Raw genomic sequence first — 23,162 nt, 5'->3', positions numbered from 1 at the left:
CGCGAAGCCGAGCCCCTCCCCCCGGGAGCGACTGCACCGCCACAACCTCACCAATTTCCTCGACAATACCGGTGAACATCACACGCCCTCCGGAATCTCGAGCGGTCGGAGTCTTCCTTCAATGACGACGTCTGTACCAACCTGACGCACACGCAGGTCTCGTAACCGGGCAGCCTGTTCCATCGTCTCGACGCCCTGCCCAGCCAGCGGGACCGGTGCGTTCGCCCCGCCGATAAGCACTGGCGCGATAAAGGCCACCACACTATCGGCGAGCTCCTCGTCGAAAAACGCGCCGAGCACGCGACTGCCCCCCTCGACAAGCACTCGATTAATCCCGCGCTCGGCAAGAACGCGCAACGCAGCCCGGAGATCAACGCGGCCACAGCGCTGTGGAACGAAGACAAGCTCCGCCCCCGCGCGCCACAGCGCTCCAACTCGCTCCGGTGGGGCTGCTTCCGTTGTGACGATCAGGGTACGACCAGGGAGATCCGGAGCAAGGAAGCGCGCCGATGGCGGTGTCCGCCCGTGTGTATCGAGCACAACGCGTAGCGGATGGTGCGGGCCACCGTCGCCGGCATCCTCCGGATCGAGACGTGTTGTCAATTCCGGATCGTCTGCAAGAACCGTTCCTACTCCGACCAGAATCGCGTCGTGGCGATCCCGCAGCTGGTGTGCGTATCGGCGTGCTTCAGGACCGGTGATCCAGCGCGAATGACCGCTGCGCGTCGCAATACGCCCATCGAGCGACATTGCGTACTTCAAGGTGATGTCCGGTAAACCATGCCGCAATCGCTTGAAATATCCAGCATTGACCTCGGCCGCTGCTTGCGCTTCCACCCCCAGGGTGACCACGATACCGGCCTCGCGGAGCCGTGCGATACCCCGCCCAGCAACTTCGGGATAGGGATCAAGAACCGCTACAACGACACGTGCAATGCCCGCTTGCAGGATCGCATCGACACAAGGTGGAGTCCGCCCGTAGTGGGCGCAGGGTTCCAGTGTGACGTAAAGGGTTGCTCCACGGGCCCGCTCGCCCGCTTGACGCATGGCGACAATCTCCGCATGCGGCCCACCAGGCGGCTGCGTGCAACCTTCGCCGACCACAGCACCGTCGCGAACCAGGACCGCCCCGACCGCCGGGTTCGGGGCGACACGTCCTTGTGCGCGCCAGGCCCAGGCGATCGCTCGCCGCATCCACTGCTGGTCGACATCGCAGGCGTACGCGTCGCTCATGTCCCTCGCCCCATGACGAAGAACCCGGGCGGCAGAGCCCCCGGGTTCAGGATCGGTCGAAGTCGCTGAGAGACCGGTGCAAACGACCGGAACAACGACCTTCTCCCATCCGGACTATACCGTCGGCCCCGGAATTGGCACCGTTGGCGCCTCACCGGATCCTGCGGCCAGTGACCGCTCGCGGGCTTTACCGCCGGTCGGGAATTGGCGCTTCGCGCCTCACCCTGCCCCGAAGGTCTTGCACTGCCCAGTCTACGGCGCGCTGCGTCGTCCGTCAACTCACTCGGCACATCTCCCACACGAGTGGTCCTCGAGATGATTCCCCGGGCCGACAAAATGTGGGATCGACGCGTTGTACTAGGTCCCGGTCACATCGATTTCAGCCGATCCACGCGATCCAGACGCTGCAGCCAACGATCCACCCACCGCGCGGCCCAGTACCCGCACAGACCATGGACTCCACCACCCGGTGGCGTTGACGCACTGCAGAAAAACAACGCAGGGTCGGGAGTTCGATATGGTGGCCATGGCCACCAGGAGGGACGCGTCAACAACTGGCCGAGCGTTGGCCAACCGGCCGCAAGATCACCACCCACAAGGTTGGGGTTCTTCTGCTCCAACTCGAGCGGGCTCCATGCCCGGCGAGCGAGAATCCGCGAGCGGAACCCGGGAGCGAACCGTTCCACCTGGCGCTCAATCACCTCCGTCGCGTCCCCCTGCCAGCCGTTCGGCACGTGACAGTATCCCCAGGCAACAGCTACCCCGGGCATCGCGCGACTGTGGTCAAATTGGCTTGGCTGGACGAGAATCACGAACGGTCGCTCCGGTATTCGGCCATTCACGACCGCTCGTTCTGCCGCAGCGATTTCCTCGGCTGTCCCACCAAGATGAACGGTCGCGGCAAGAGCACACGCCGTGGCCCGCCAGGGAATTTCGCCTCGGAGCAGCCAGTCGATCTTGAAGACACCAGGGCCATGCCGGAAACGTGCGAGCTGCTGGCGATACCGGCGGGGCCAACGCTGACCGACAAGCGCAAGCGCATTTTTCGGAACCAGGTCGAGGAGCACCGCGCGAGCCGGGGGGAGCTCGGTAAGTCGATAGACTCCACACCCGCTGGAAAGTCTTCCACCCCAGGCAGCGAGTTCGTCGATCAAACGAGCGGTAAGTTGCACGGTGCCGCCTCGCAGTAATGGCCAACCGACCAGATGCGCGCACAGTGCAAGCACCAGGGCGAAGGCGGCTGAGGGCACTCGTTCGAGCGGCAGCGTGCTGTGTGCCGCGAGTCCGGCAAGTAATGCCCGTGCCTGTTCCGTTTGAAACTGCTGGCACAACCGTGCTGCCGAGCGCGTGCCCTCCCGAGCGAAGTGGAAAAGTGCACTCCAGGGAACCGAAAAGCCGGGGAAACAGATCGCGCCGGGAGCAGGGGTGAGAAGCGTCGCGAGCAGCGCATCACCACGCTCAAGTAACGGTTGAAACAGTGCTCGATACCTTCCTCGATCCGCCCCGAGCTCGCCTGCGGTGCGCTCCAGATCTTGCCAGAGCAGGACCGCGCTCCCGTCATCGAACGGATGAGCTAGCGCCGCAGGAGAATGAACCCAGGAGAGACGTTCTGTGAGACCGATCGCACGGAAGAAGGGCGAGGCCGCTGCAAGCGGCAACACCGTCGCACAGTGATCGTGTCGGCCACCGGGCAGAATGCTGAAGTCTGTTTGCAGTCCTCCTCCGCTCCGTTCCTGCCCCTCCAGGACGAGCACGCGCCGCTGCTTGCGCGCAAGCCTAATCGCCGCCGCCAGTCCGTTCGGACCAGAGCCGACGACGACCGCGTCCCATCGAGACTGCCGCAGAAGAGCAGAAGTATCTTTCAGCCTTGCGGTGCCTCCTCGTTTTGTCGACCTGCCACCGACTCAACCATCGCGACGAAGGCGGCTTCCGGTCGAGCTCCCTCGAACTCGAGCGATTCGTTAATGACGACTTTTGGCACACCGTACACCCGATAACGCTGCGCAATATGGGGAAACTCACTGACCTCGATGACATCAGCAACAACCAACTCGCTTTCCACCGCCATCATGTGCGCGAGACGAGCAGCAGAAGGGCAGTATGGGCAGGTGGGGGTGACGAAGACCTTGATATGAACCGGTAGGGTCAACTTCGCCAGAGTCTCCCGGCTGAGCGGAGTGAGTTCCGTCGTCCCCCGAGACACATCAACAAGGTCCTCGATCAGGGTTGCGAATTCATAGCCTGCTGGCACACCAATAAACCGCACTGTCCCCTTATTGTGTCCTTTGAGGACGATAGCCGGGATGTCTTCAATCCCCTCTTGACGCGCCAGCTCCTGCTCCTGCAGGAAATCATGCACCTCCAGCGTGATCTTGTCAGAGAGCTCTGCAACCTCCTCAAGCAGCTCGTTCGTCTCGCGACAGGTCACGCACTCGTATCCAGGGATGCGGATCTGGGTCACGCGTTGAGTGAACAAACGGATGGTTACCGGATCGTGGAGCCGCTCTGCAAAGAGCTGCCGCAGATATTCCTGGTCCGACTGCCTAAGAATCGGCATGGTACCCCCTTCCCGTTCCACGCAGCAACACGCTCAAGCGTAACCGACGAAAAGATATCCAACCAACTCAAGCCGTGATGATACGGGCGTGATGACGACAGCCGCGAGGACGTGAAGCGCAGAGCGGTTCTCCTACAGCACGCACTGCGAACGCAACTCTCGTGTGGCGCTCACTGATGGTACGATGGTGCAGGAGGTTCGCATGAGTCGCATCCTTATCGGGACGTCGTCCTGGACTGACCACGAGGGATTTTATCCGCCGAATATTCCCGACCGTGAGCGGTTGCGCTTTTACGCCCGCTACTTCCCCATCGTTGAGGTGAACTCGACCTACTATGCCATCCCATCGCGCCGAGTGGTACAAGGTTGGGTTGAGCGCACTCCCTCTGAGTTTGTCTTCGATGTAAAGCCGCCGCGCCAGCTGACTGGAACACCCGAGCAGCCGGGCGGGGAAGCGCCCGTTCCCGATAGCGAGATCGCTGCTCGCTTCCTTGACGCGATCGAGCCGCTGATCACTGCGAGGAAGTTGGGAGCGATCACGTTCCAGTTTCCGCCGTCGTATCGCAATACCGAGGAACACCGGGAATATCTCCGCCTGTTGCCAGAACTCTTCCCTGGCCTGTCAATCTCGGTCGAGTTCCGGCGACGCGACTGGCTCGATGAGCGCCATGCCCACGAGACTTTGGAACTACTCAGGGAGGCGGGCTTGAGCTACACGATGGTCGACGAGCCACAGATTGGAATCGGCTGTGTTCCACCGGTCTATGCCGTGACCAATCCCCGCCTCGCGGTCGTACGCTTTCACGGTCGAAATGCCGAGACCTGGTACCGTTTCACAGGCAAGACCGGCGAGCGCTTCAACTGGGAGTACCGTCAGGAGGAGCTCGAAGAGTGGCGACCGAAGCTGCTCCGGGCTGCTGCTGAGGCACAGGAGGTCCATGTCTTCTTCAATACGAATTACGGTAATCAAGGACCACGAAACGCCGTGCTCCTCATGGATCTCCTTGGTCTTGAGCACCCACCGTTGCCAAACCTGACTTGAGCGTCAGTGCACCTGCAAACGGTATTGGAGGAGGAAGTGCCACAGCGCATCGGCAGCGGCTGAGACCGGACGCCCGACCCGTCGCACAAGTGACCACCAGCGTCGCACTGGAAACCCCTGAACATCAAGAATGACGAGGCGTCCAGTCTCGAGTTCAAGCCCAATCGCATCGCGTGGCATAATGGCCACCCCGAGATCCGCAGCGACCGCCTGCTTAATGGCACCGTTGCTCCGGAGCTCCATCGCCACGCGAATCGGGAAACCTGCTTCGGCAAAGATACGTTCGGTATCGGCTCGCGTTCCGGAGCCGATCTCCCGGACGAGGAACGGCTCGCGCGCAATTTCCTCGAGCGGTATTTGATGACGGCGCGCCAGTGGATGGCGAGGTGAGGCGATAACAACAAGTTCGTTCGGCAGGAACTGCGCAATCTCTAGGTCCTGTGGATCCTCGATCAGCCCCATTATTGCAAGATCGGCGTCCCCGGCGAGCAGCCGTTGGTGAACAGCAAAGCGATTGAGCACATCAAGCGAGAGTTCCACACCAGGATAGGCACGGTGAAAGGCACCGAGCGCCTTGGGAACGACGTAAATGCCCGCTGTGGTACTGGCAGCCACCCGTACTTGACCACGCTGGGCACAACGCAGCTCGCGCACCGCACTCAACGCTTCGTCCAGAAGATCGAGCAACCGCTCGGCATAGGGAAGGAGTTGGCGTCCCGCTTCAGTTAACTCGACTCCACGTCCGGTACGTTGAAAGAGCGGCACGTTCAGGATCTGTTCCATTGCCTTGATCTGAGCTGAGACAGCTGGTTGGCTGATCACGAGCTCCTCAGCGGCACGCGAGAAGCTGCGGTGGCGCGCCACAGCTCGGAACACCTGCAGCTGCCGTAAACTCACGTCCATATAGATTCCCCCTATGCAACACATCACAAAGTGCTATTGCGAATTATATGCCCATATCGGTATGCTGTGAAGTGATGGAGCGGCTCCGTCAGGAGTGATCGGTCCGAGGGAGGGATCGTATGCCCAGGCAGATCAGCGCAGAGAAGAGCACACACCTGCTCACCTCAACCGACCGCAACAAAGCCTATGGCACTGTAGTATCACGCTGATCCCCTGGCACAACAGGTTCGGCACCCTCCTCGTTCGCCGCCGCGGTCTCACTGCGCGTACGGCAATACGCTTTGTTGGTTATTGTCAAGCAAAAAGAAGGGAGGATCGCCATGTGGTCGTTGCCCCAACCGGTCGCCAATCCTGACGAACTCCGTGAGACCCCGTTGCTCCCACCCGGATACCGGGTGCCCGCTTCTCGTTGGGTGCACCCAAGCACACGGCTGCGCCAACTTCTCGAGACGCTGCCCTTCGTCTTCGCACCCGGTGTGTTCGATCCGCACGGGGCACAGCTCGTGATGTACTACGGCTTTCCCGCTGTCTACTTCAGCGGCTACTCATTTGCTATCGGCCATCTCGGGACAACCGACATGGACCTCTACTCAAGTGTGGAAATCGCCGACGCTGCCCGTCGCATCGTCTCAGCGCTCCGCAAGTTCCAACTGACGATGGCCGTTGGTGACCCTGAGAAGGGTATTCCGCCCAAGCACCTGCATATCCCCCCGGTGGTCGCCGATATGGATACCGGCTATGGGAACATGTTCAACGTCCAGCGCACGACCGAACTCTATGTCACAGCTGGCGTGGCGGGAGCGCACATTGAAGACCAGGTGATGCCGAAGCGCTGCGGGCATATCGGCGGCAAGGCACTCATTCCCGCCCAGGAAATGGTCGGTAAGCTCAAGATGATGCGTGCAGTGGCCGATGATCTTGGCAATCGTGACTTCGTCATCATTGCTCGCACTGACGGCGTCTCAGCCGTTGATGCACCGGAGTCAATCCGCGGCCTCCCGCTCGCTATAGAGCGAGCCCTCCGCTATCTTGACAGTGGTGTGCCTGACCTTCTCTGGTGTGAATTCCCCACCTCGGACCGCCGTCCCCTCGAAACTTTCGTGGAAGAGGTGCGCAAGCGCTTCCCCGATGCCCGCTTCGCCTTCAACTGGTCCTCGTCCTTCAAGTGGTTCACTGACCCGAACCCGATCAGCTTCCGCGAACTCGGCGAGATGGGTGTCCGCTTTATTTTCATTACCCTGGCTGCCCAGCACGCCATGGGACTCGGCTTCAGCCAACTCTTGCAAGACCTCGCTGCTCGCCAGGAGCAGGCCTATATCGACTTGCAGCGCCGTGAGTGGGCACCAGACACCGACTTCCCCACACGCAGCCATCACTTCTTCTCCGGTGTCCCATATCACCATCTGCTCGGTCAGGCATACAACGCACCACGCCTCGGGATCCAATTCGAGGAGGAACTTCCTGAAGAAGCTGTAGTCTGAAGCAACCGCTGACGCCGGGATGTGGAGAGAGCTCTCTCCGCATCCCGGCGTCATTTCGTTACACTAACCGCGAGCATATCGTGCGGTGATCAGGTGAGGGAGGCAACCTGATGGGAGGAGAAATCCGTATTATCGGCCCGGTGACTGCCGAGTTCGCCGAAATCCTCACCGAGCCAGCACTGGACTTCGTCGCCGCGCTCCACCGCGAATTCAACCCCCGCCGCCTTGAACTGCTGCAGCGGCGGGCCGAGCGCCAGCAGGAGATCGACGCCGGACATTTTCCTGACTTCCTTCCCGCGACGGTCCACATCCGGGACAGTGAGTGGAAGGTCGCACCGGCTCCGTCTGATCTGCAGGATCGACGGGTTGAGATCACCGGTCCAGTGGACCGGAAAATGATGATCAACGCGCTTAACTCCGGTGCCCGCGTCTTTATGGCCGACTTTGAGGACGCTCTCTCACCAACCTGGTCGAACGTTATCCAAGGGCAAATCAATCTCCGCGATGCTGTCCGACGGACGATCAGCTTTGAGAGTCCTGATGGACGGATCTACCGCCTTGCTGAACGAACCGCCACGCTCCTCGTCCGACCACGCGGCTGGCATCTCGTCGAGCGACATATCTTGGTCGACGGCGAGCCGATTTCAGCCAGCCTCTTCGACTTCGGGCTCTACTTCTTCCACAATGCCCACGAACTCCTGGAACGAGGCACCGGCCCCTACTTCTACCTACCAAAACTTGAGAGCCATCTCGAAGCGCGCCTCTGGAATGACGTCTTCAACTTCGCCCAAGACCGCCTTGGTATACCGCGTGGCACGATTCGTGCGACTGTCCTGATCGAAACGATCCTGGCTGCCTTTGAAATGGACGAGATTCTCTGGGAGCTCCGTGACCACGCCGCAGGACTCAACGCTGGCCGATGGGACTACATCTTCAGCGTGATCAAGAAGTTCCGACGCCACCGCGAATTCCTGCTTCCGGATCGTGCACAGGTGACGATGACAGTCCCCTTTATGCGCGCCTATACCGAACTGCTGGTCCGCACCTGTCACCGGCGGGGCGCTCATGCCATCGGTGGAATGGCTGCCTTCATCCCCAGCCGCCGCGATCCACAAGTGAATGAAGTCGCCTTGGCCAAGGTCCGTGAGGACAAGGAACGCGAGGCCAATGATGGCTTCGACGGAACTTGGGTCGCCCACCCTGACCTGGTTCCTATCGCCATGGAGGTCTTCGATCGCGTGCTCGGCGAGAAACCGCACCAAAAAGATCGTCTGCGCGAGGACGTCCGCGTCACAGCCCGCGATCTCCTCGATGTGCGTGTCCCCGGCGGTCAGATCACCGAAGGCGGCCTCCGCAACAACGTGAGTGTGGCTCTTCAGTATCTTGACAACTGGCTGCGTGGACAGGGTGCGGCCGCAATCTTTAACCTGATGGAGGACACGGCGACCGCCGAGATCTCACGCGCACAACTCTGGCAGTGGCGTTATCATGGCGCACTGCTGGCAGATGGGCGCCCCGTCACGTCCGAACTCTACTCCCAAATCCGTGACGAAGAACTTGCGAAGCTTGCCGGTGAGCAAAACGGGCGGCTCCGCGAAGCTCGTGAGATCCTCGATCAGCTTGTCCTTGCTGACGAATTCACCGAGTTCCTCACGTACATTGCCTACAACTATATCGACTGAAGAAGCACAGTTCTCCTGAAAGGAAGCGAGGGCGAGAAGTTGCTCCGCGAGAGGCTCCAGCTCCTCGCCCTCGCAACATGACGTGCCTTTCCTTTCGAAATGCCTCGGGGCCTGACAGTACTTCGGCTCGCGCCCCACTTCGATTCTCGGCACCGCTGGCTACTGCCTTCGCCGAGGCTGGAGAGCAACGTTCGGGCCTTTACTTCAATCGCTGGTAACGTGAAAGTTCCAACCACCGTCGACTGTACAATGGGCGCCGCCCTCAGACGATCATCGCCCCGCTCAACTTGACAGCATCGATCCCCTTTCATCGGCAGGTCGTCTGGCCACCGAGGCATCGCCTCACGCACCCGCCTCCGTGCCAACCGGTTCCCCAACCACTGCCGAGTGCTTCAGGGGCGTAATCGTCTGGAGTGCGATGAATGACGTGAGGGCCGGTACGGTTACCTGACCGAGGACCACAACGACTCGAGATGCTGAACTATGTGACAAGCGAGCACGAAAGCCGCCGCACTTTCGGTGCTGAGGCGCAGTGTCGAAGAACGGACGTCTGTCACGCGCGCGGCGTACATGTAGTCGACATTGGGTAAATTCCCTCGCAGCTCTCCCCTCCGCGCCTGGATTTCGTGTCACGACGTCTCCTCTGGCCCATCATCACGAAACACTAGTGCCGATGGCAGCTGACCGCCCGCAGCGGCCTCAAGCTGCGGTACCACTGCCCGCCAATAGGCTTGTCGCCCGGGGACAAGGTTGGCCAGAGTGATCCAGGTTTCACGCCCCTGGGTTGACCCCGATGACGCATCCCACAGGATCCGTGCTGAGATACCGGCGACCGTACCGGAGAGCAACTCCGCCAGCGACGAAAGTGGAACAACAACCACCTGCTCAACCTCTTGTACATCAGGCCAAAGCATCTCTGGTGCTGCCGGGAGCACCCACAGAAAGAGTTCCTGAATTTCTCGATCCCACTTTCCGGTCTCGCGATGTTCGGACCAGCGTGTCCCGATCCAGTGCACGTTCGTCGTGCACGCCACAAGGCCAAGCTCCTCGTGGACCTCACGAAGGATTGGTGTCACGGCCTTTCCCTGCCGGAGATACTGTCGATGGTACTCCCCGTGCCGGAAGTGTCCACCAACGCTGACGTCAATCCGCCCCGGCATTGTGTCCTTCGTTCGACTTCGGCGCTGTAGGAGGACGACCGTACCATCTTCGTCGCGCCAGATGATCCAAAGATGGAACGCTGCATGCCACAGACCCACCCGATGCACGACACCACGCGGTGCCACTCGTCCGGTTGGCTCACCCGTTGGCGTGAGGACGTCAAACAGCTCATCCTGCGGATCAGTTGTCATGGAGCTCGCCATGCCGGCTTCACCTTCACGCAGCGATCGAAGCACTCGACCGTGGTGATGGTACTCTTTCGCCGACGAGAAAGGAGGGATGATGGACGCCAAATCACCGATTGACATGACGCTCTTCCAGCAGGTCGATATGCGCGTCGGGCGCATTATCGGTGTCGAACCATTCCCAGAAGCGCGTAAACCGTCGTATAAATTGACCATCGACTTCGGGCCGCTCGGGATCAAGCGTTCATCGGCCGCCATTCGCCCCTGGTATCAGCCGGAAGATTTGCTCGGTCGGCTCGTCGTTGCCGTCGTCAACCTGCCGGTCCGTCGCGTGGCGGGATTTCCCTCTGAGGTGCTCGTCCTTGGAGCCATTCAACCCGATGGTCGGGTTATCCTCCTGCAACCGGACAATGCAGCCGAACTGGGAACTCCAATTGCCTAAAGAGACGGTAGCGTCCTGGCGCACTGGGGTACTCGTGGCGTAATCGTCACCGCGATCCATGATCATGCAGCAGAGAGGTGAAGCGTCAGCGAGGCTTGTGCTATACTTAAGCCGGAGTAAATGTGAGATAATTTTAGGTAGCTTGGGTCAGGATTGGAGATACAGTGATGAGCACTCCATCACGCAGCCGCTGGCTCGGACTTGCCGGGCTTGCGCTCGGACTGGCGATAATCATCGTCGATGCAACGATTGTCAACGTCGCCATTCCCAGCATTATCCAGGACCTTCGGCTCGAACTCACTGATGCCGAGTGGGTGAATACGATCTACTCGCTGGTTTTCGCTGCCCTGCTCGTTACTGTCGGCCGACTCGGAGACCTCTTCGGTCGGAAACGCATGTATCTCCTGGGTCTTGCAGTCTTCGTGATTGCGAGCCTCATTGCAGCCCGCTCGACATCTGGGTCACAACTGATCGCGGCACGGGCACTTCAAGGGATTGGCGCCGCGCTCATTCTGCCCTCGACACTTTCTTCGGTCAACGTCATGTTTCGTGGGCGTGAGCGCGCCATTGCCTTTGGCATTTGGGGCTCCGTGATCGGTGGCATGGCAGCTCTCGGTCCGCTCCTCGGCGGGTGGCTGACCACCAATTACTCTTGGCATTGGGCCTTTTACATCAACTTGCCGATCGGCGTTGTGGCTGCCACTCTCGCGGCACTGACTGTTCCTGAGACGCGCGATCCATATGCCCAACGCGGTCTGGATCCGCTCGGTATTCTGACGAGTGCCCTCGGATTTGGCGCTCTCGTTTTTGGACTCATCGAAGGGGAACGGTACGGCTGGTGGCAACCGACGGAGACGTTCCGTCTCGGCTCGTGGACCTGGCCGCTGGAGACAGCCTCCCCCGTCCCAGTCGCGCTCGCCATCGCTGCGGTCCTGCTCCCAGCTTTCGCGTTGTTCGAACTCAACCGCGTCCGCGGCGGACACCCAGTACTTCTGGATTTGCGGCTCTTCCGTTACCGCAGTTTCCGTTGGGGAAACCTCGCCGCACTGATTGTCAGCCTGGGGGAATTCGGCATCGTCTTCGTACTCCCGTTATACTTGCAGTCTGTCCTCGGCTATTCAGCGTTCCAGACCGGACTGGTACTTGTTGCGGTTGCACTCGGCGCGTTCTTCGGTGGGCCTGCTGCAGCGAACCTTGCCCAACGTTTTGGCGCACGCCAAGTCGTTCGCGCCGGTATGCTCCTTGAGGCAGTTGGCCTGCTCGCGATCATTCCCGTGCTCGATCCGACCACGACCGGGTGGCGAATTGCCCCAGCACTCTTCCTGTACGGGCTCGGGGTCGGGTTGGCCACGGCGCAACTCACCAGCGTCATCTTGGCGGAGGTTCCGACTGCCCAGTCCGGCCAAGCCTCAGGGACACAAAGCACGACCCGTCAGGTCGGCGCTGCCCTTGGAATCGCGATCCTGGGCACGGTGCTGTCCGCTGGACTTAGTTCTGGAACAGAAAGCCGTCTTTCGGCGCTCCCGGGCTTCCCAGTAGAGCAAGTGACCCAACTCGCCAGAGCAACCAAGCAATCGGCGGGACAGATCCTTGTTCAGCTGCGAGCTCAGCCGGGCACTGAAGCAGTCGTTCGTGCCATTGAAGACGCGTTTACCACTGCTGCCCACCGTACGGCCCTGGTGGCGGCGGCGTTTATCATGATCGGCTTTGTCGCGAGCTGGCTAATCCCGGATATTCGTCCCGGCCAGCAGGACGAGGTAGCCGAGCGACTGGCAATACGTGCCAAGGCTCAGGCTGCACCCCCTGCCTCAAGCCCGTCTTGAACCGTTCACTGGTGGACGCCGGCTGCTGCACACCCGTTGAAGTGAGCGGCAGGCCCTCCTGCCAGATACGCCGCCCCGGGAGCTGGCTCACCCGCTGCCCACCCTGCGAATGCGTGGGTCAGCGTAATACAAGAAGCAGCAACACCGTACCCAGGGCAAGCCGATACAAAATAAACACCCGCGTACTGTAACGTTGGAGAAATCGCAGCAGAAACGCAATCGCGAGAAATCCGGTGATGCTTGCGCTCGCGAGACCAAGTGCGAACGTGATGAACTCTTCCTGCGGGAGACCAGTCCGCAGGAGCTGGAGACTTTCGAGCAATCCAGCACCGAGGATCGCTGGCGTACCAAGGAGGAAAGAAAATCGCGCTGTCGCTGACCGTTCGAAACCAAGAAACAGCCCAGCCGTGATCGTACTTCCGGAGCGGGAGACACCGGGTAACAGTGCGAACATCTGAGCGACACCGATCAAGAATCCGTCACGGAGGCCTAGCTGGCCCAGGGCACGGACATGGCGCGCACGAACTTCCGCCACCCACAGCAAGATCGCCAAAACCACCAGGAGTACCGCGGTGATCGCAATCGCCAGTTTCCCTCCACCACCTGCGTGAAAGAAGTGATCTAAGAGATCATTGCCAAGAAATCCCGCGACACCGGCAGGGACAGAGCCGACGATGATCGCCCAGCCGAGCCGTCCCTCGACCGTCCCGAACGGGTGTCGTGTCCAGAGACCCTGCATCCAGCCACGAGCAATTCCGAGGAGATCCCTCCAAAAGTAAACGACCACCGCTGTCAACGTTCCCAGATGAAGAGCGACATTGAACGCGAGCCCGGGCTCCGGCCATCCAAGAAGCCAAGGAACGACGATCAGATGTGCCGAACTACTGATCGGAAGAAATTCGGTGAGTCCTTGAATCACCCCGAGGATCAGAGCCTGCAACGGATTCACGACCCAGACGCCTCCTCTGCCTGCGCCCGACGGATGACCGTCCAACTCAACTGGTGCTGCCACCAAAAGGCGAGGCCAACAAGGGTTATTGGGACGTACAGAGCCCCATGCAAGACAATGGCATACGAAAAGACTGTCGCACGCGGCAGTCCAGCAAGCCCGGAGAGTGCTAGGAGGATTGCGGCCTCGAACGGCCCCACATACCCAGGAGACGATGGAATAAGGGTTGCGAGGTTCGCAACCGCTGTGGCAAGCAGCACAAGCGCCGGTGAGAGGTCCAGCCCGAAACTCCGAGCAATCAGCCCGTACATCGCCGCTTCGGCCAACCAAGCAACAACCGACAGGACCGCCGCTGTTCTTACGGTGGGTCCATGGCGAAGCGCAGCAATACCGTCGAAACCGGCACGCACCATCCGGTCAATTCGCGGGCGAAATCGTCCCGGCAGGAGCAACGTCACTCGTTGAACCAACTTCATACTGTGCCGTGATCGCGCCGCAACAAGCGCCAGCGCGAGCGTGGGCAAGAACACTCCGGCGGCCAGGAGTGCGACATGACGCAAGGTTGAGTTGAGTGCCACCACGACTGAGGCAACGAGGATAAAGGCAAGCATCGTCAGGCCATCAAGGAGGCGCTCGATCACGATGGTGGCAAGCGTCGCCGTCTTGCTTGCGCCGAACCGCTGCGAGAGGGCATAGGCACGGACCACCTCTCCGGTGCGGAACGGCAGGACGTTGTTGGCCATGTAGCCGATCGCCACAACCGGAAGAAGATCACGCCAAGATGCCCGGCAGACCGGGCGCAGCAGCACCGACCAACGGATTGCCCGCACGGTCACTCCGAAGAAGTACACGAGGATTGCGGGAATCAACCACCAGTATTCGGCCGCTCGAAGTGCAGCGAACAGTGCCGCGAAGTCCTGACCGCGCAGCGCGAGAAAGAGAAAGACGATGCTAATCAGAACACCAATGACGACGCGTCGCACTGGTTCGCTCGTCCCTTCCTCGCGCCTCGCGGTCGGCGCCGCTGGAGTATAGCAGGACGCGTCTGTAAGCGCCGGCGGACCTCACACCGCTGATGGCTCTCACTGCCAGCTCTCAGATTTGGCCAATCGGCCTATGAGAAGCACCCATGATCCCGAGACCTCCGGAATCAATGCCAGTACCACTCCTTTATCTCTTTCGTCGGGCCCGGGAGTTCTCGACTTCTACCAATAGGGCGACCACTCGCCTCTCTGCCGTCAACCATCTACCATCACTAAGGTACCAGAGACATCGATCCGTTACGTCTTCTGTCTTCAGAGAAGACGCGGACAAAAGAGGTGCGGTTCCGCATCGTGCACAGGTCACGGACGTAAGGCACTACCGAGGCGAATCAGCATCGTTTCGGTCAGATCCTCCTGGAACTGCAAGCTCACGCCTTGCTTGGTTGTCCCATCGCTCCTGTTGACAGCGAATGCGTCGGCACGTACGCTGGCCGTGGTCCGTCGACTGTCGACGATCGACGGGCCACGGCATTCATGACCGGGAGATCCGCTGACCGTGCGTCGACTGCGAGCGATCTCGACCTCCACATTGTCACAACGCGTGGAAGAGCAATTGCGTAAGACTATTCTGCTCGGCCAACTCCCGCCAGGTCAGCGCCTCATCGAGGAGCAGCTGGCTCGCGAACTTGGTGTCAGTCGCGCACCAGTGCGCGAAGCGCTGCAGCGCCTGGCACACGAAGGGTTCCTTAGCGTTCGTCCGCGACACGGCTATGTCGTCCAACCGCTGACGGCGACGATGGTCGAGGAACTCTTTGATCTGCGTCTGGCACTCGAGCCACCGGTCTTCCGCACGGTCGCACAAGCGTTTACGGAGGAACTCGCTCGGGAGCTTGACGAGATTCTCCAGCGGATGGACGGTGCTGCAAGCCGCAGTGATTGGGTCTCTCTTGTGCAGGCCGATGCCGCCTTTCACGCTGCTATCGCTGTGGCAAGTCGGCGACCGATCACTGCCCAGCTGCTTCGTCAGCTTGAGACACTGATCGCGCGCACAGTCATCTTGCTTGGATCGATCTACCCGGATCCGCAACTGCTTGTGCAGGAGCATTCTCACCTCCTCGCGGTCCTGGCAAGTGGAAAGCCGGAACGTGCAGAAGCGGCGATCCGCGACCACCTGCGAGATGCCCGTACAAAGCTCCTCGCCTCGTTTGGAGAAACTTCACCGGTGGTCCCGACCCAAGTCCGACGTGAGGAAGAATAGATGAATGAGATACACCGAGCTGCGACGAGCGGCACACTGGGCTCGCGGCGGCAGCTCTTACACGCTCTGCTTGGGATTTCGGCCGGTCTCGTCAGCGGATCACTGCTCTCCGCGTGTGGACAGGAGGCCACGAGTCCCACGTCCACGACGAGTAGCGGCGCCAGCACGGCGAGTACTTCGACTCCCGCGACCAGTGGAGCGCCGACGGTCTCCAGCGGTTCGGGTGGAAAACTGGTTGTCTACAGTTGGTACCAGAAATGGATCAAGGAGCAAGCCATCCCGGCCTTTGAGCAGGAGACGGGGATTACAGTAACCTATCTTGGTGCCTACGCGTCGAATGATGAATGGTGGGCCAAGCTCCCAGCAGGTGAATCGTAGGACGTTTTCATCCCATCCACGAGCTATGTCATACGAGCCATGGCAGCGGATCTGCTCACTCCGCTGGATTTGACGGTGATCCCGAACTATCGGAACTTAATGCCAGAGTATCAGAACCTCGAGTACTACGTGAAAGACGGTAAGACCTACGCAGTTCCTTTTGATCGTGTCTTCTACGCCCTGGCCTACCGCACTGACGTCTTTTCGGAACCACCGAACTCCTGGGCCGTAACCTCGAATCGAGCGTACGCAGGCCAGATCGCCCTTCATGACAATGCGTACTCTCGGATCGCTTACGCTGCCCTGATGATCGGAGACGACCCGATTCAACCGACTCGTTGGGACGAAATCCGACAGAAGCTTCTTGAGCAGAAGCCCTTGGTTCGCAAGTATTGGAAGGATTACCAAAACGGAATGGAACTCTTTAACAATAAGGAAGCGGTGGTTGGCCAGCTCACTGACGGACGCGTACGCATGGCACAGGACCTTGGCGCCCTGGTCGGCTGAACGGTTCCTAAGGAAGGTGTGCTGATCTTCATCGACACCTGTGCGATCCCAAAAACGGCGAAGAACGTCGAAAATGCACACAAATTCATTGACTTCCTCTTGCGACCCGACATCCAGCTTCTGCAGCTACTGAGTATGCGTTACCATGTCGTCAATGCGGTAGCTCGCGAGGAGTTGCCACCCGAGGAGCGCGCTCGCTTCGAACCACCCGCCGGTGCCAAGTTGATCCTTGGCGACCTTGCTTCTGCTGCAGTACTTCAGAAAGCCTCGGAACTCTGGAACGAGATTAGGTTGGCATGAGCGAAACAAACGTGCCACTGATACCGCCATGACGGCGATTTACGACGTCGAGCTGATCACTGTTACCACGTTCTTAATCTTGCTCGGACCATCCGGCTGCGGCAGGACCACCACCCTTCGCCTGATCGGCGGCTTCGAACACCCCGACAGTGGCGAGATGGTCATCCGCGGTCAGCCCATGGGAAGGACCCCGCCGTACCGGCGTCCTACCTCAATGGTGTTTCAGAACTACGCGCTGTTCCCGCATCTGACCGTCGCCGAGAATATCGCTTATGGCTTGCGGGAACGTCGCGTCGACCGCATCACGATCCAGAGGCGTGTCCGCGAAATGCTGGAGCTCGTCGCGCTCCAAGGACTCGAGAATCGCTATCCACGCCAGCTCTCTGGCGGACAGCAGCAGCGCGTTGCTCTCGGTCGGTCGCTCGTGATCGAGCCAGCTGTCCTCTTGCTCGATGAGCCCCTTGGGGCACTCGATTTGAAACTGCGTCGGCAAATGCAACTCGAACTGAAGCAACTCCAGACACAGGTTGGCATCACGTTTATTTACGTGACCCATGACCAAGAGGAAGCGCTCACCATGTCCGACCGTGTGGCGGTTATGAATCACGGACGTATCGAGCAACTCGGGACACCAGAGGAGTTATACGAGCGACCACGTACCCGTTTCGTTGCTGAGTTTCTCGGCGCGGCCAACGTGCTTCCGGCCGTTGTTCGCGCTGCTGATGCAACGAGTGCATGCCTCGAGATCGCTGGGCATCGACTGACCGTTCCGGTGCGTGGTCTCACTCCGGGCCGACCCGAAGCCCTCGTGGTACGTCCTCACTGGCTGACACTTCGATCAGCTGAAAATGATTCGGTCGTGTGGCAAGGGACAGTCGCGGAACGCATCTATAAGGGATCCACAATCACCTACCGCGTCGAGATGCCTGGTGCAGTTAGCGTTTTGGTCGATGTTCCAACTGGTTCCGGCGTGCGCGTTTTTTCGGTAGGAGAAGCGGTCACCGTCGGGGTTGACCCGTCGCGTGTCCACGTTGTCACTGAGTGATGCAATGTCCGCCTTGCGGCTGCGCCATCTCCGCTATGCTTACCACTCCGGTCTCCTGACCGGGTTGCTTTTCGCGACTCCGGCAGTATTCCTTCTCCTCCTGTTTCTTATCCTTCCTGTCTTCTTAGTTGCTAGTTATAGTGTGTATTCAACCGACCCGATTACCAGCCTCATCCAACCGGACTTCACGCTCGCCAATTACGCACGGATCGTCAGCTCACCGGTCTATCGCCGTCTCTTCCTTCGCTCACTTGAGATCGCGAGTGTCAGCACCGTAGTGGCTTTACTTCTCGCCTACCCAATCGGATAGACGCTCGGCACCCTGATTCCGCGACGGCGACAGCCGCTCTTCCTCCTGTTTGTCATTGTTCCCTTCTGGACCAGTTATATCGTCCGTACGTACGGGTGGATCGGCTTCCTCCAGAAGGGTGGCTTCCTGGACAGCGTGGCCTCTTTGCTCGTTCCTGGGCAAGTGGAGCTCGGTCTCCTATACACCCGAGCAGCAGTGATCGTCGGTTTCGTGCACGTTCACCTGCCGCTCATGATTCTCCCGATCTACGCGGCCTGTCGCTCGCTCGATCGACGTCTCCTGGAAGCCTCTTCTGATCTCGAAGCCCGCCCCTGGCGAACATTCTGGCGCGTGACCTTGCCACTGACCCTCCCGGGTCTTGTAGCCGGAGCGGCACTATTCTTCGTCGCTGTGTTCGGCTCGTTCGTTACGCCTCAGCTCTTGGGCGGTACCGGTGATCTCATGATTGGCAACCTCATCGCCGATCAGTTTGGTGAGGCATTCAACTGGCCATTTGGAGCAGCTTTAGCCGTTGTGATCACCGCAGTTGTCCTCTTGGCGTTGGTACTCCTCTTTCGCCTCGTCGACCTGGAGCGCTTCTATGGCTGAGCGATCCGCCGCACAAGTGACTCTCCAACCACACCGTACAAGATCTTGGAGCCACCTCGTCCTCTATACGGTGACCGCACTCGTCTATGCGTATTTATTCGCTCCAATCATCGTCGTCGTGATCGCATCCTTTAACACGAGCGGACTAACCAGCTTCCCACCGACCGGGTTTACATTGGCCTGGTACCAAGAACCTTTACGTGATGGTGATCTCCTGCGTGCCGTGCGGACTTCCCTGCTCGTCGCCACCACTACAGTTTTCCTTACCATTCTCTTCGCGCCGCTCACCGCGCTCGGGCTCGTTCGGCTTCCCTCGCGTCGGCGTCGTCTCCTCCAAGCCTGCTTCTACTTACCGGTCGTCGTTCCTGGTATCGTGTCTGGTATTGCGCTGGACTTCTGGTTCAAACGCATTGGGGTCCCTCTGGGATTTCCCAGTGTGCTCATCGCCCACGTTGTTCATGCATTTCCCTATGCCCTGGCCATCGTTCTGAGCGCCTTCAGCGGCTTCGACCGGCGGCTTGAAGAAGCATCCCAAGACCTCGGCGCATCACCTTGGCGAACCTTTTGGCGTGTTACCTTTCCGCTTGTCTTCCCCGAACTCGTCGCTGGTTTTCTCCTCGCGTTTACGTTATCCTTTGACGAGTTCGTGCTTACCTTCTTTGTTACAGGTAGTGGTGTGATCACCTTGCCCCTGGAAATATAGAGTCGCATTCGCTTTCTGATTTCTCCCGTCGTAAACGCTGTCGCGGCCTTTGTACTCGTCGTGTCAATCACGCTCGCGGTGCAACTCCTGATTTTCCTCCGTGCGCGGCGGGCAAGTTAACGGCAAATGGCAGCTCACGAAAGTCTTCGCCAAGCGATACCAGCTGTTTAGGAGGGGAAGCAAAGAAGAAGACGAACATACTACAGGAGCAAAGCCGTCTGATCTCGATGCCTTACCGTAACCGTGTCGGGGGTAGGCAGTCCTCGTGTTTGATCTTTCCCAGTGCTATCTGTGGTCGAATTGGTCTGCCACCGGTGAACGACGCCTGTGCAAGCATCACCCGAGAGTTTTCATTACACTGTTTCTTGCTTCCGACTCCACAGGAGTCTCCGTGCCCTAGCGTTGTCACCATTCGTCAGCAGACACTTGTCTGCGCCCACCCACAGACAAACAGCAGTTTCCCACGATCGACGCTTCATTACTCACGGTCCCGAGTGCTCCCAGCAAACACATAACGCTGTGATGCCAAGAGATTTTTTGCTTAGTGACTTTTATTTTCGTGCTATTGTCGATAGTCGTTGCAGTATTTTTCAGAACATGATCATGTACTCAGAATAGCTTCTTATTCAAACAAACACACTTCATCACATCCAAGCATCCGCCCTGGGGTCTTTGCCAGAATTCCGCTGACGTGAACCATCCGTGGCGTGCCCCAGAAGACCGTTTCCCACTTTGGGTCCTTGACTCAGTCCTCAGCGGTGATCGATGGCTTGGTTGCTCTTTGGCTCATATTACCTGGGATTTTGGCTTATCCTGAGGCTTTGGCAACCGGGAGACAAGCGTTTTGCCTTGCGTGCGGAATGCCCGTACCGGAGCATCACTTTTCGCTTCGCGCAGACCCCGCCTGTACCGCTGCACCGCACGAGCGCTTCACCAACCGTTCCTTGTCCCGCGCGCCCCTAGCGACGCCTCTCTTGTGCCTCGTGCCTGGCTCGTTGTCGCCGCGGCTCCCCTCATGCGTATGTATCACTTTGTCCCCCCCGGCATTGTCCCTTGCAACCACAACAAGCCACCTTTCACACCGCAACACCCCAACGTCACCCACTCAACCGGGGCTTATCGAATGTCGAAAAACTTGAACGCCTCAGCCAAGAGCATCTGCTCAGCATTGGGCCAGCCACGACGGCGCGCTTCCGCGGCCGTATCCTGCGCCCACAGGCGGAGCATCGGTTCCGGATCCCAGTCGCCCAGTTGACTCCGATGCGCCCGCAAGGCCTCCACCTTCCGCTCAAAGAAGGCTGTGATGTCCACAAACACATCTGGCTCTCGCGCACCCGTGAGATACACGTATGGCACGACGTGAGGTTCCAGACCTTCCCGTAGGAGCTCCGGAAATGTCAGCCGATCGCGAGCGCTTGGGAAGACCGCAGCAAGTGTTGCTTCACCAACGGCAATGTGGTCGGGATGTTGAATGTACTCTTGGCCAAAATACCGGGCGGTTGGATCCTGGCAGACAACCGCATCCGGGCGAAACCGTCGGATCGCTCGGACGAGATCGCGCCGCAAGCGAAGGTCAGCCACAACTTCCGCGTCCCGATACCGGAGAAACTCCACGTGTTGCACACCAAGAAGACGAGCTGCCTCGCACTGTTCGGCCTCACGGATCGCTATCAGCTGTTCTGGCGTCATCGTTGGATCGTTGCTGCCCTTGTCACCACTCGTCACCAGCAAGTAGATGATCTCGCTGCCTTCACTCGCCCACCGCGCGACCGTCCCTGCGCAGACGAACTCCGCGTCATCTGGATGAGCTATCACCACCAGTGCCCGTTGCGGTCGCTCTGGTATCCGCACGACTTCACACTCCCGTCAACTCTTCGTCATTGTCCTTCTCAGAGGTTCCACCACACCAGCGCCACTCCGGCAGTGGTGGGGCGGGAGGCAACGCGCCTGCCTCCAACCAAGCGAGATATCGTGATGCTCCGATACAGAGCGCTTCGATATCGATAGCAAGGCATCCATTCGGGTACTGTTGCACACGCCGAAGCCCCCGTGCCAGCACCCTTCGCGCTCCTACGTCATTACCACGCTGCGCGTGATAGAGTCCAACCGCGACTTGAATTAACCCACGATAGAGGTCGCGGAGTGGCCCCTCTGTGCGTCGCCACAGCTCTTCAAGCACCTCATGGCAAGTGAAATACTGGCCGCTCGCAAAGAGCTCACGGGCCTGCACAAGCTCGGCAGGCGGTGCTCCGCGGCAAGCGATTTCTAGACCGTCCTTCAGCGACATCCGGCGCACTCCGGACCCACCACCGCAGTCTGTACAGAATCTCCACCGTTCAAAAGCTGCCAGGCCGCCGTCAATTGGGCATCGGTTTGGAGATCATCTTTCGTCAGGAGCTGGCCATTCCGAGGAACCAGAGGCATCTCGTTCGGCCCGAGTGTTACTGGCACGTCTGGTTCAATCCCGTTCCGCCAAATAACCCGACCGTTCGGCGTTACCCAGATTTGGGTGCCGATAAGGAGTGCAGACCCGTCCTGCAACCGGAATTCGATGAGCACCGTCCCCGTGCCAAACGTGCGTTCGCCGACGATCCGGGCACGACGATAGTCCTGGAGAGCTCCGGCGACAATCTCCGCCGCTGAGGCGGAGTCGCGATCCACAAGAACGACCAGCGGGAGCGTGGTCGGCTGGCTGTCCGGCTTCGTCCGGTACGTCGTCTCATTCCCGCTCCGGTCACGTGACCGAAAGACAACCGTATCTGGCGGCAAGAACAGTCCGCTCACGTTGACTGCCTCATCCACCAGTCCCCCAGGATTCCCGCGGAGATCAAGGATGAGGCCACGCACGCCGAGCTCCTCCAGTTGCGTCAGAGCTGCGCGCGCTCCGTCCGTTGCCCCGGTCGAGAACGAGCTGATTCGCAACACGCCAACCTGCTCGGGCAGGAGCGCCCAGCGTACTAACGGCGCCCGAACCTTGGCACGCACGAGGGTGACTTCGAACGTTTGGCCATCACGTGGTCGTTCAAGTGTCAAGGTCACTGGAGTCCCTTCTGCTCCACGAACATGCTGCACCACACCATCCAGACCAAGCTCTTTGACCGGGAGTCCGTCCACAGCAACGAGGACATCACCGACCTCAATACCCGCCCGCTGCGCAGGCGACCCTTCAAAGACATCACGGACGACGATAAGCCCGTCTCGCTCTTCGATCTCGATGCCGACCCCAGCATATTCGCCAGCAAGCTGCTCGCTGTGTTGTGCAAGCTCCTCCGGAGTGAGATACCGTGTATGACCATTGTCCCCTACTGCATCGGCAAGCCCTCGCAGCGCGCCAGCAAGAAGACGCTTATCATCAAGCGCTGCCGGATCGACATAGTGCTCATAAAGTAGCGTCCAGGCCTCGTTGAAGATCGCGACGGGCGTCGGCACCTCGGCAGCAGTAGTTACTGGAGCCAGTGGTTCCCGCCATGCCTGCCCGATCAAAAGTCCGGCGAGGAAGAGCGCCAGCGAGATCAGAATCCAGGGCCCTTGCGGTGCCGGTGGCCGTGCCCGGTTCTTGTTACCATTTGTTGTTTGCACGCTTCGCCTCCACGAGAGGGGGATCCACAACCACGGGCACAAGCATAGCCAGT

General features: G+C 59.7%; 23 protein-coding genes and 1 riboswitch. Of the genes, 13 read left to right on the top strand and 10 right to left on the bottom strand.

What is annotated here, in order from left to right; genetic code table 11:
- Positions 1 to 78 precede the first annotated feature (78 nt).
- From ribD to pdo, 3 genes are all read right to left on the bottom strand, one after another.
- The gene (ribD, locus tag NET03_RS12045; RefSeq protein WP_252129173.1) at positions 79 to 1,233 is read right to left on the bottom strand and encodes a bifunctional diaminohydroxyphosphoribosylaminopyrimidine deaminase/5-amino-6-(5-phosphoribosylamino)uracil reductase RibD; all 1,155 of its coding nucleotides are present in this window, start codon (positions 1,231 to 1,233) and stop codon (positions 79 to 81) included.
- 93 nt (positions 1,234 to 1,326) lie between these two features.
- Positions 1,327 to 1,474: riboswitch (FMN riboswitch) on the bottom strand.
- Between the two features lie 127 nt (positions 1,475 to 1,601).
- Complete coding sequence (locus NET03_RS12040) at positions 1,602 to 3,077, bottom strand: phytoene desaturase family protein (protein ID WP_286207460.1); 1,476 nt, start codon at positions 3,075 to 3,077, stop codon at positions 1,602 to 1,604.
- Between the two features lie 17 nt (positions 3,078 to 3,094).
- A complete protein-coding gene (gene pdo / locus NET03_RS12035; RefSeq protein ID WP_252129172.1) occupies positions 3,095 to 3,790 on the bottom strand; it encodes a protein disulfide oxidoreductase in 696 nt (231 codons plus the stop codon).
- Positions 3,791 to 3,992: 202 nt separating this feature from the next.
- On the opposite strand from pdo, the gene NET03_RS12030 reads away from it, so the two are divergent.
- Positions 3,993 to 4,832, top strand: a complete 840-nt coding sequence (locus NET03_RS12030; RefSeq protein ID WP_252129171.1) for a DUF72 domain-containing protein — start codon at positions 3,993 to 3,995, stop codon at positions 4,830 to 4,832.
- A gap of 3 nt (positions 4,833 to 4,835) precedes the next feature.
- Here the strand turns inward: NET03_RS12030 and NET03_RS12025 are convergent, their stop codons facing one another.
- Positions 4,836 to 5,735, bottom strand: coding sequence for a LysR family transcriptional regulator (locus NET03_RS12025; protein WP_252129170.1), 900 nt, complete (start codon positions 5,733 to 5,735; stop codon positions 4,836 to 4,838).
- 320 nt (positions 5,736 to 6,055) lie between these two features.
- Between NET03_RS12025 and NET03_RS12020 the strand changes: the two genes are divergently transcribed.
- Together NET03_RS12020 and aceB are read left to right on the top strand one after the other, a co-directional pair.
- A complete protein-coding gene (locus NET03_RS12020) occupies positions 6,056 to 7,216 on the top strand; it encodes an isocitrate lyase/PEP mutase family protein (protein ID WP_252129169.1) in 1,161 nt (386 codons plus the stop codon).
- 107 nt (positions 7,217 to 7,323) lie between these two features.
- On the top strand, positions 7,324 to 8,898 hold the full coding sequence (aceB, locus tag NET03_RS12015) for a malate synthase A (RefSeq protein WP_503008209.1): 1,575 nt from the start codon (positions 7,324 to 7,326) through the stop codon (positions 8,896 to 8,898).
- A 629-nt stretch (positions 8,899 to 9,527) separates the two neighbouring features.
- On the opposite strand, the gene NET03_RS12010 is transcribed toward aceB, so the two are convergent.
- The gene (locus tag NET03_RS12010; RefSeq protein ID WP_252129167.1) at positions 9,528 to 10,262 is read right to left on the bottom strand and encodes an NUDIX hydrolase; all 735 of its coding nucleotides are present in this window, start codon (positions 10,260 to 10,262) and stop codon (positions 9,528 to 9,530) included.
- Between the two features lie 79 nt (positions 10,263 to 10,341).
- Between NET03_RS12010 and NET03_RS12005 the strand changes: the two genes are divergently transcribed.
- Together NET03_RS12005 and NET03_RS12000 are read left to right on the top strand one after the other, a co-directional pair.
- Entirely contained in the window at positions 10,342 to 10,686 is a 345-nt protein-coding gene (locus tag NET03_RS12005; protein WP_252129166.1) for a tRNA-binding protein, read from the top strand.
- Positions 10,687 to 10,853: 167 nt separating this feature from the next.
- On the top strand, positions 10,854 to 12,509 hold the full coding sequence (locus NET03_RS12000) for an MFS transporter (RefSeq protein ID WP_252129165.1): 1,656 nt from the start codon (positions 10,854 to 10,856) through the stop codon (positions 12,507 to 12,509).
- Positions 12,510 to 12,627: 118 nt separating this feature from the next.
- Here NET03_RS12000 and uppP read toward each other — a convergent pair whose 3' ends face one another.
- Positions 12,628 to 13,458, bottom strand: a complete 831-nt coding sequence (gene uppP / locus NET03_RS11995; RefSeq protein WP_252129164.1) for an undecaprenyl-diphosphatase UppP — start codon at positions 13,456 to 13,458, stop codon at positions 12,628 to 12,630.
- Positions 13,455 to 14,441 carry a lysylphosphatidylglycerol synthase transmembrane domain-containing protein gene (locus NET03_RS11990; RefSeq protein ID WP_252129163.1) on the bottom strand — a complete coding sequence of 329 codons (987 nt, stop codon included), beginning with the start codon at positions 14,439 to 14,441 and terminating at the stop codon, positions 13,455 to 13,457. The genes uppP and NET03_RS11990 overlap by 4 nt, the downstream gene beginning before the upstream one ends.
- A gap of 556 nt (positions 14,442 to 14,997) precedes the next feature.
- Here NET03_RS11990 and NET03_RS11985 point away from each other — a divergent pair.
- The 8 genes from NET03_RS11985 to NET03_RS11950 are packed head-to-tail and all read left to right on the top strand — an operon-like array spanning position 14,998 to position 19,530.
- Positions 14,998 to 15,699 (top strand): GntR family transcriptional regulator, encoded by a 702-nt coding sequence (locus NET03_RS11985; protein WP_353655823.1) that lies wholly within the window; start codon positions 14,998 to 15,000, stop codon positions 15,697 to 15,699.
- The gene (locus NET03_RS11980; RefSeq protein WP_252129161.1) at positions 15,700 to 16,077 is read left to right on the top strand and encodes a hypothetical protein; all 378 of its coding nucleotides are present in this window, start codon (positions 15,700 to 15,702) and stop codon (positions 16,075 to 16,077) included.
- Positions 16,078 to 16,086: 9 nt separating this feature from the next.
- On the top strand, positions 16,087 to 16,584 hold the full coding sequence (locus tag NET03_RS11975) for an extracellular solute-binding protein (RefSeq protein WP_353655826.1): 498 nt from the start codon (positions 16,087 to 16,089) through the stop codon (positions 16,582 to 16,584).
- A gap of 18 nt (positions 16,585 to 16,602) precedes the next feature.
- Complete coding sequence (locus tag NET03_RS11970; RefSeq protein WP_252129159.1) at positions 16,603 to 16,884, top strand: type 2 periplasmic-binding domain-containing protein; 282 nt, start codon at positions 16,603 to 16,605, stop codon at positions 16,882 to 16,884.
- A gap of 28 nt (positions 16,885 to 16,912) precedes the next feature.
- Positions 16,913 to 17,929 (top strand): ABC transporter ATP-binding protein, encoded by a 1,017-nt coding sequence (locus tag NET03_RS11965; protein ID WP_252129158.1) that lies wholly within the window; start codon positions 16,913 to 16,915, stop codon positions 17,927 to 17,929.
- Positions 17,930 to 17,933: 4 nt separating this feature from the next.
- Positions 17,934 to 18,239 (top strand): ABC transporter permease family protein, encoded by a 306-nt coding sequence (locus NET03_RS11960; protein WP_252129157.1) that lies wholly within the window; start codon positions 17,934 to 17,936, stop codon positions 18,237 to 18,239.
- A 12-nt stretch (positions 18,240 to 18,251) separates the two neighbouring features.
- Positions 18,252 to 18,827: an ABC transporter permease gene (locus tag NET03_RS11955; protein ID WP_353655825.1), complete on the top strand. Its 576-nt coding sequence runs from the start codon at positions 18,252 to 18,254 to the stop codon at positions 18,825 to 18,827.
- Positions 18,820 to 19,530: an ABC transporter permease gene (locus NET03_RS11950; RefSeq protein ID WP_252129156.1), complete on the top strand. Its 711-nt coding sequence runs from the start codon at positions 18,820 to 18,822 to the stop codon at positions 19,528 to 19,530. The genes NET03_RS11955 and NET03_RS11950 overlap by 8 nt, the downstream gene beginning before the upstream one ends.
- Positions 19,531 to 20,646: 1,116 nt before the next feature.
- Here NET03_RS11950 and NET03_RS11945 read toward each other — a convergent pair.
- The 3 genes from NET03_RS11945 to NET03_RS11935 are packed head-to-tail and all read right to left on the bottom strand — an operon-like array spanning position 20,647 to position 23,109.
- Positions 20,647 to 21,381: a PIG-L deacetylase family protein gene (locus NET03_RS11945; RefSeq protein ID WP_252129155.1), complete on the bottom strand. Its 735-nt coding sequence runs from the start codon at positions 21,379 to 21,381 to the stop codon at positions 20,647 to 20,649.
- Between the two features lie 4 nt (positions 21,382 to 21,385).
- Positions 21,386 to 21,817 (bottom strand): DUF309 domain-containing protein, encoded by a 432-nt coding sequence (locus NET03_RS11940; protein ID WP_252129154.1) that lies wholly within the window; start codon positions 21,815 to 21,817, stop codon positions 21,386 to 21,388.
- Positions 21,808 to 23,109: a S41 family peptidase gene (locus tag NET03_RS11935; protein WP_252129153.1), complete on the bottom strand. Its 1,302-nt coding sequence runs from the start codon at positions 23,107 to 23,109 to the stop codon at positions 21,808 to 21,810. The genes NET03_RS11940 and NET03_RS11935 overlap by 10 nt, the downstream gene beginning before the upstream one ends.
- Between the last annotated feature and the right edge of the window lie 53 nt (positions 23,110 to 23,162).

The organism is Thermomicrobium sp. CFH 73360, from assembly GCF_023806465.1.
Classification (GTDB): Bacteria; Chloroflexota; Chloroflexia; order Thermomicrobiales; family Thermomicrobiaceae; genus Thermomicrobium.
The sequence above is the reverse complement of the archived record's forward strand: the minus strand, read 5'-3'. Positions and strand labels throughout refer to the sequence as shown.

Coding starts and splice junctions, on each gene's coding strand:
- NET03_RS11950 (WP_252129156.1), top strand. CDS start 18,820: ATGGCTGAGCGATCCGCCGCACAAGTGACTCTCCAACCACACCGTACA.
- NET03_RS11960 (WP_252129157.1), top strand. CDS start 17,934: ATGTCCGCCTTGCGGCTGCGCCATCTCCGCTATGCTTACCACTCCGGT.
- NET03_RS11940 (WP_252129154.1), bottom strand. CDS start 21,817: ATGTCGCTGAAGGACGGTCTAGAAATCGCTTGCCGCGGAGCACCGCCT.
- NET03_RS11980 (WP_252129161.1), top strand. CDS start 15,700: ATGAATGAGATACACCGAGCTGCGACGAGCGGCACACTGGGCTCGCGG.
- NET03_RS11965 (WP_252129158.1), top strand. CDS start 16,913: ATGACGGCGATTTACGACGTCGAGCTGATCACTGTTACCACGTTCTTA.
- NET03_RS12005 (WP_252129166.1), top strand. CDS start 10,342: ATGGACGCCAAATCACCGATTGACATGACGCTCTTCCAGCAGGTCGAT.
- pdo (WP_252129172.1), bottom strand. CDS start 3,790: ATGCCGATTCTTAGGCAGTCGGACCAGGAATATCTGCGGCAGCTCTTT.
- NET03_RS12020 (WP_252129169.1), top strand. CDS start 6,056: ATGTGGTCGTTGCCCCAACCGGTCGCCAATCCTGACGAACTCCGTGAG.
- NET03_RS12000 (WP_252129165.1), top strand. CDS start 10,854: ATGAGCACTCCATCACGCAGCCGCTGGCTCGGACTTGCCGGGCTTGCG.
- ribD (WP_252129173.1), bottom strand. CDS start 1,233: ATGAGCGACGCGTACGCCTGCGATGTCGACCAGCAGTGGATGCGGCGA.
- NET03_RS12030 (WP_252129171.1), top strand. CDS start 3,993: ATGAGTCGCATCCTTATCGGGACGTCGTCCTGGACTGACCACGAGGGA.
- NET03_RS12025 (WP_252129170.1), bottom strand. CDS start 5,735: ATGGACGTGAGTTTACGGCAGCTGCAGGTGTTCCGAGCTGTGGCGCGC.
- NET03_RS12010 (WP_252129167.1), bottom strand. CDS start 10,262: ATGGCGAGCTCCATGACAACTGATCCGCAGGATGAGCTGTTTGACGTC.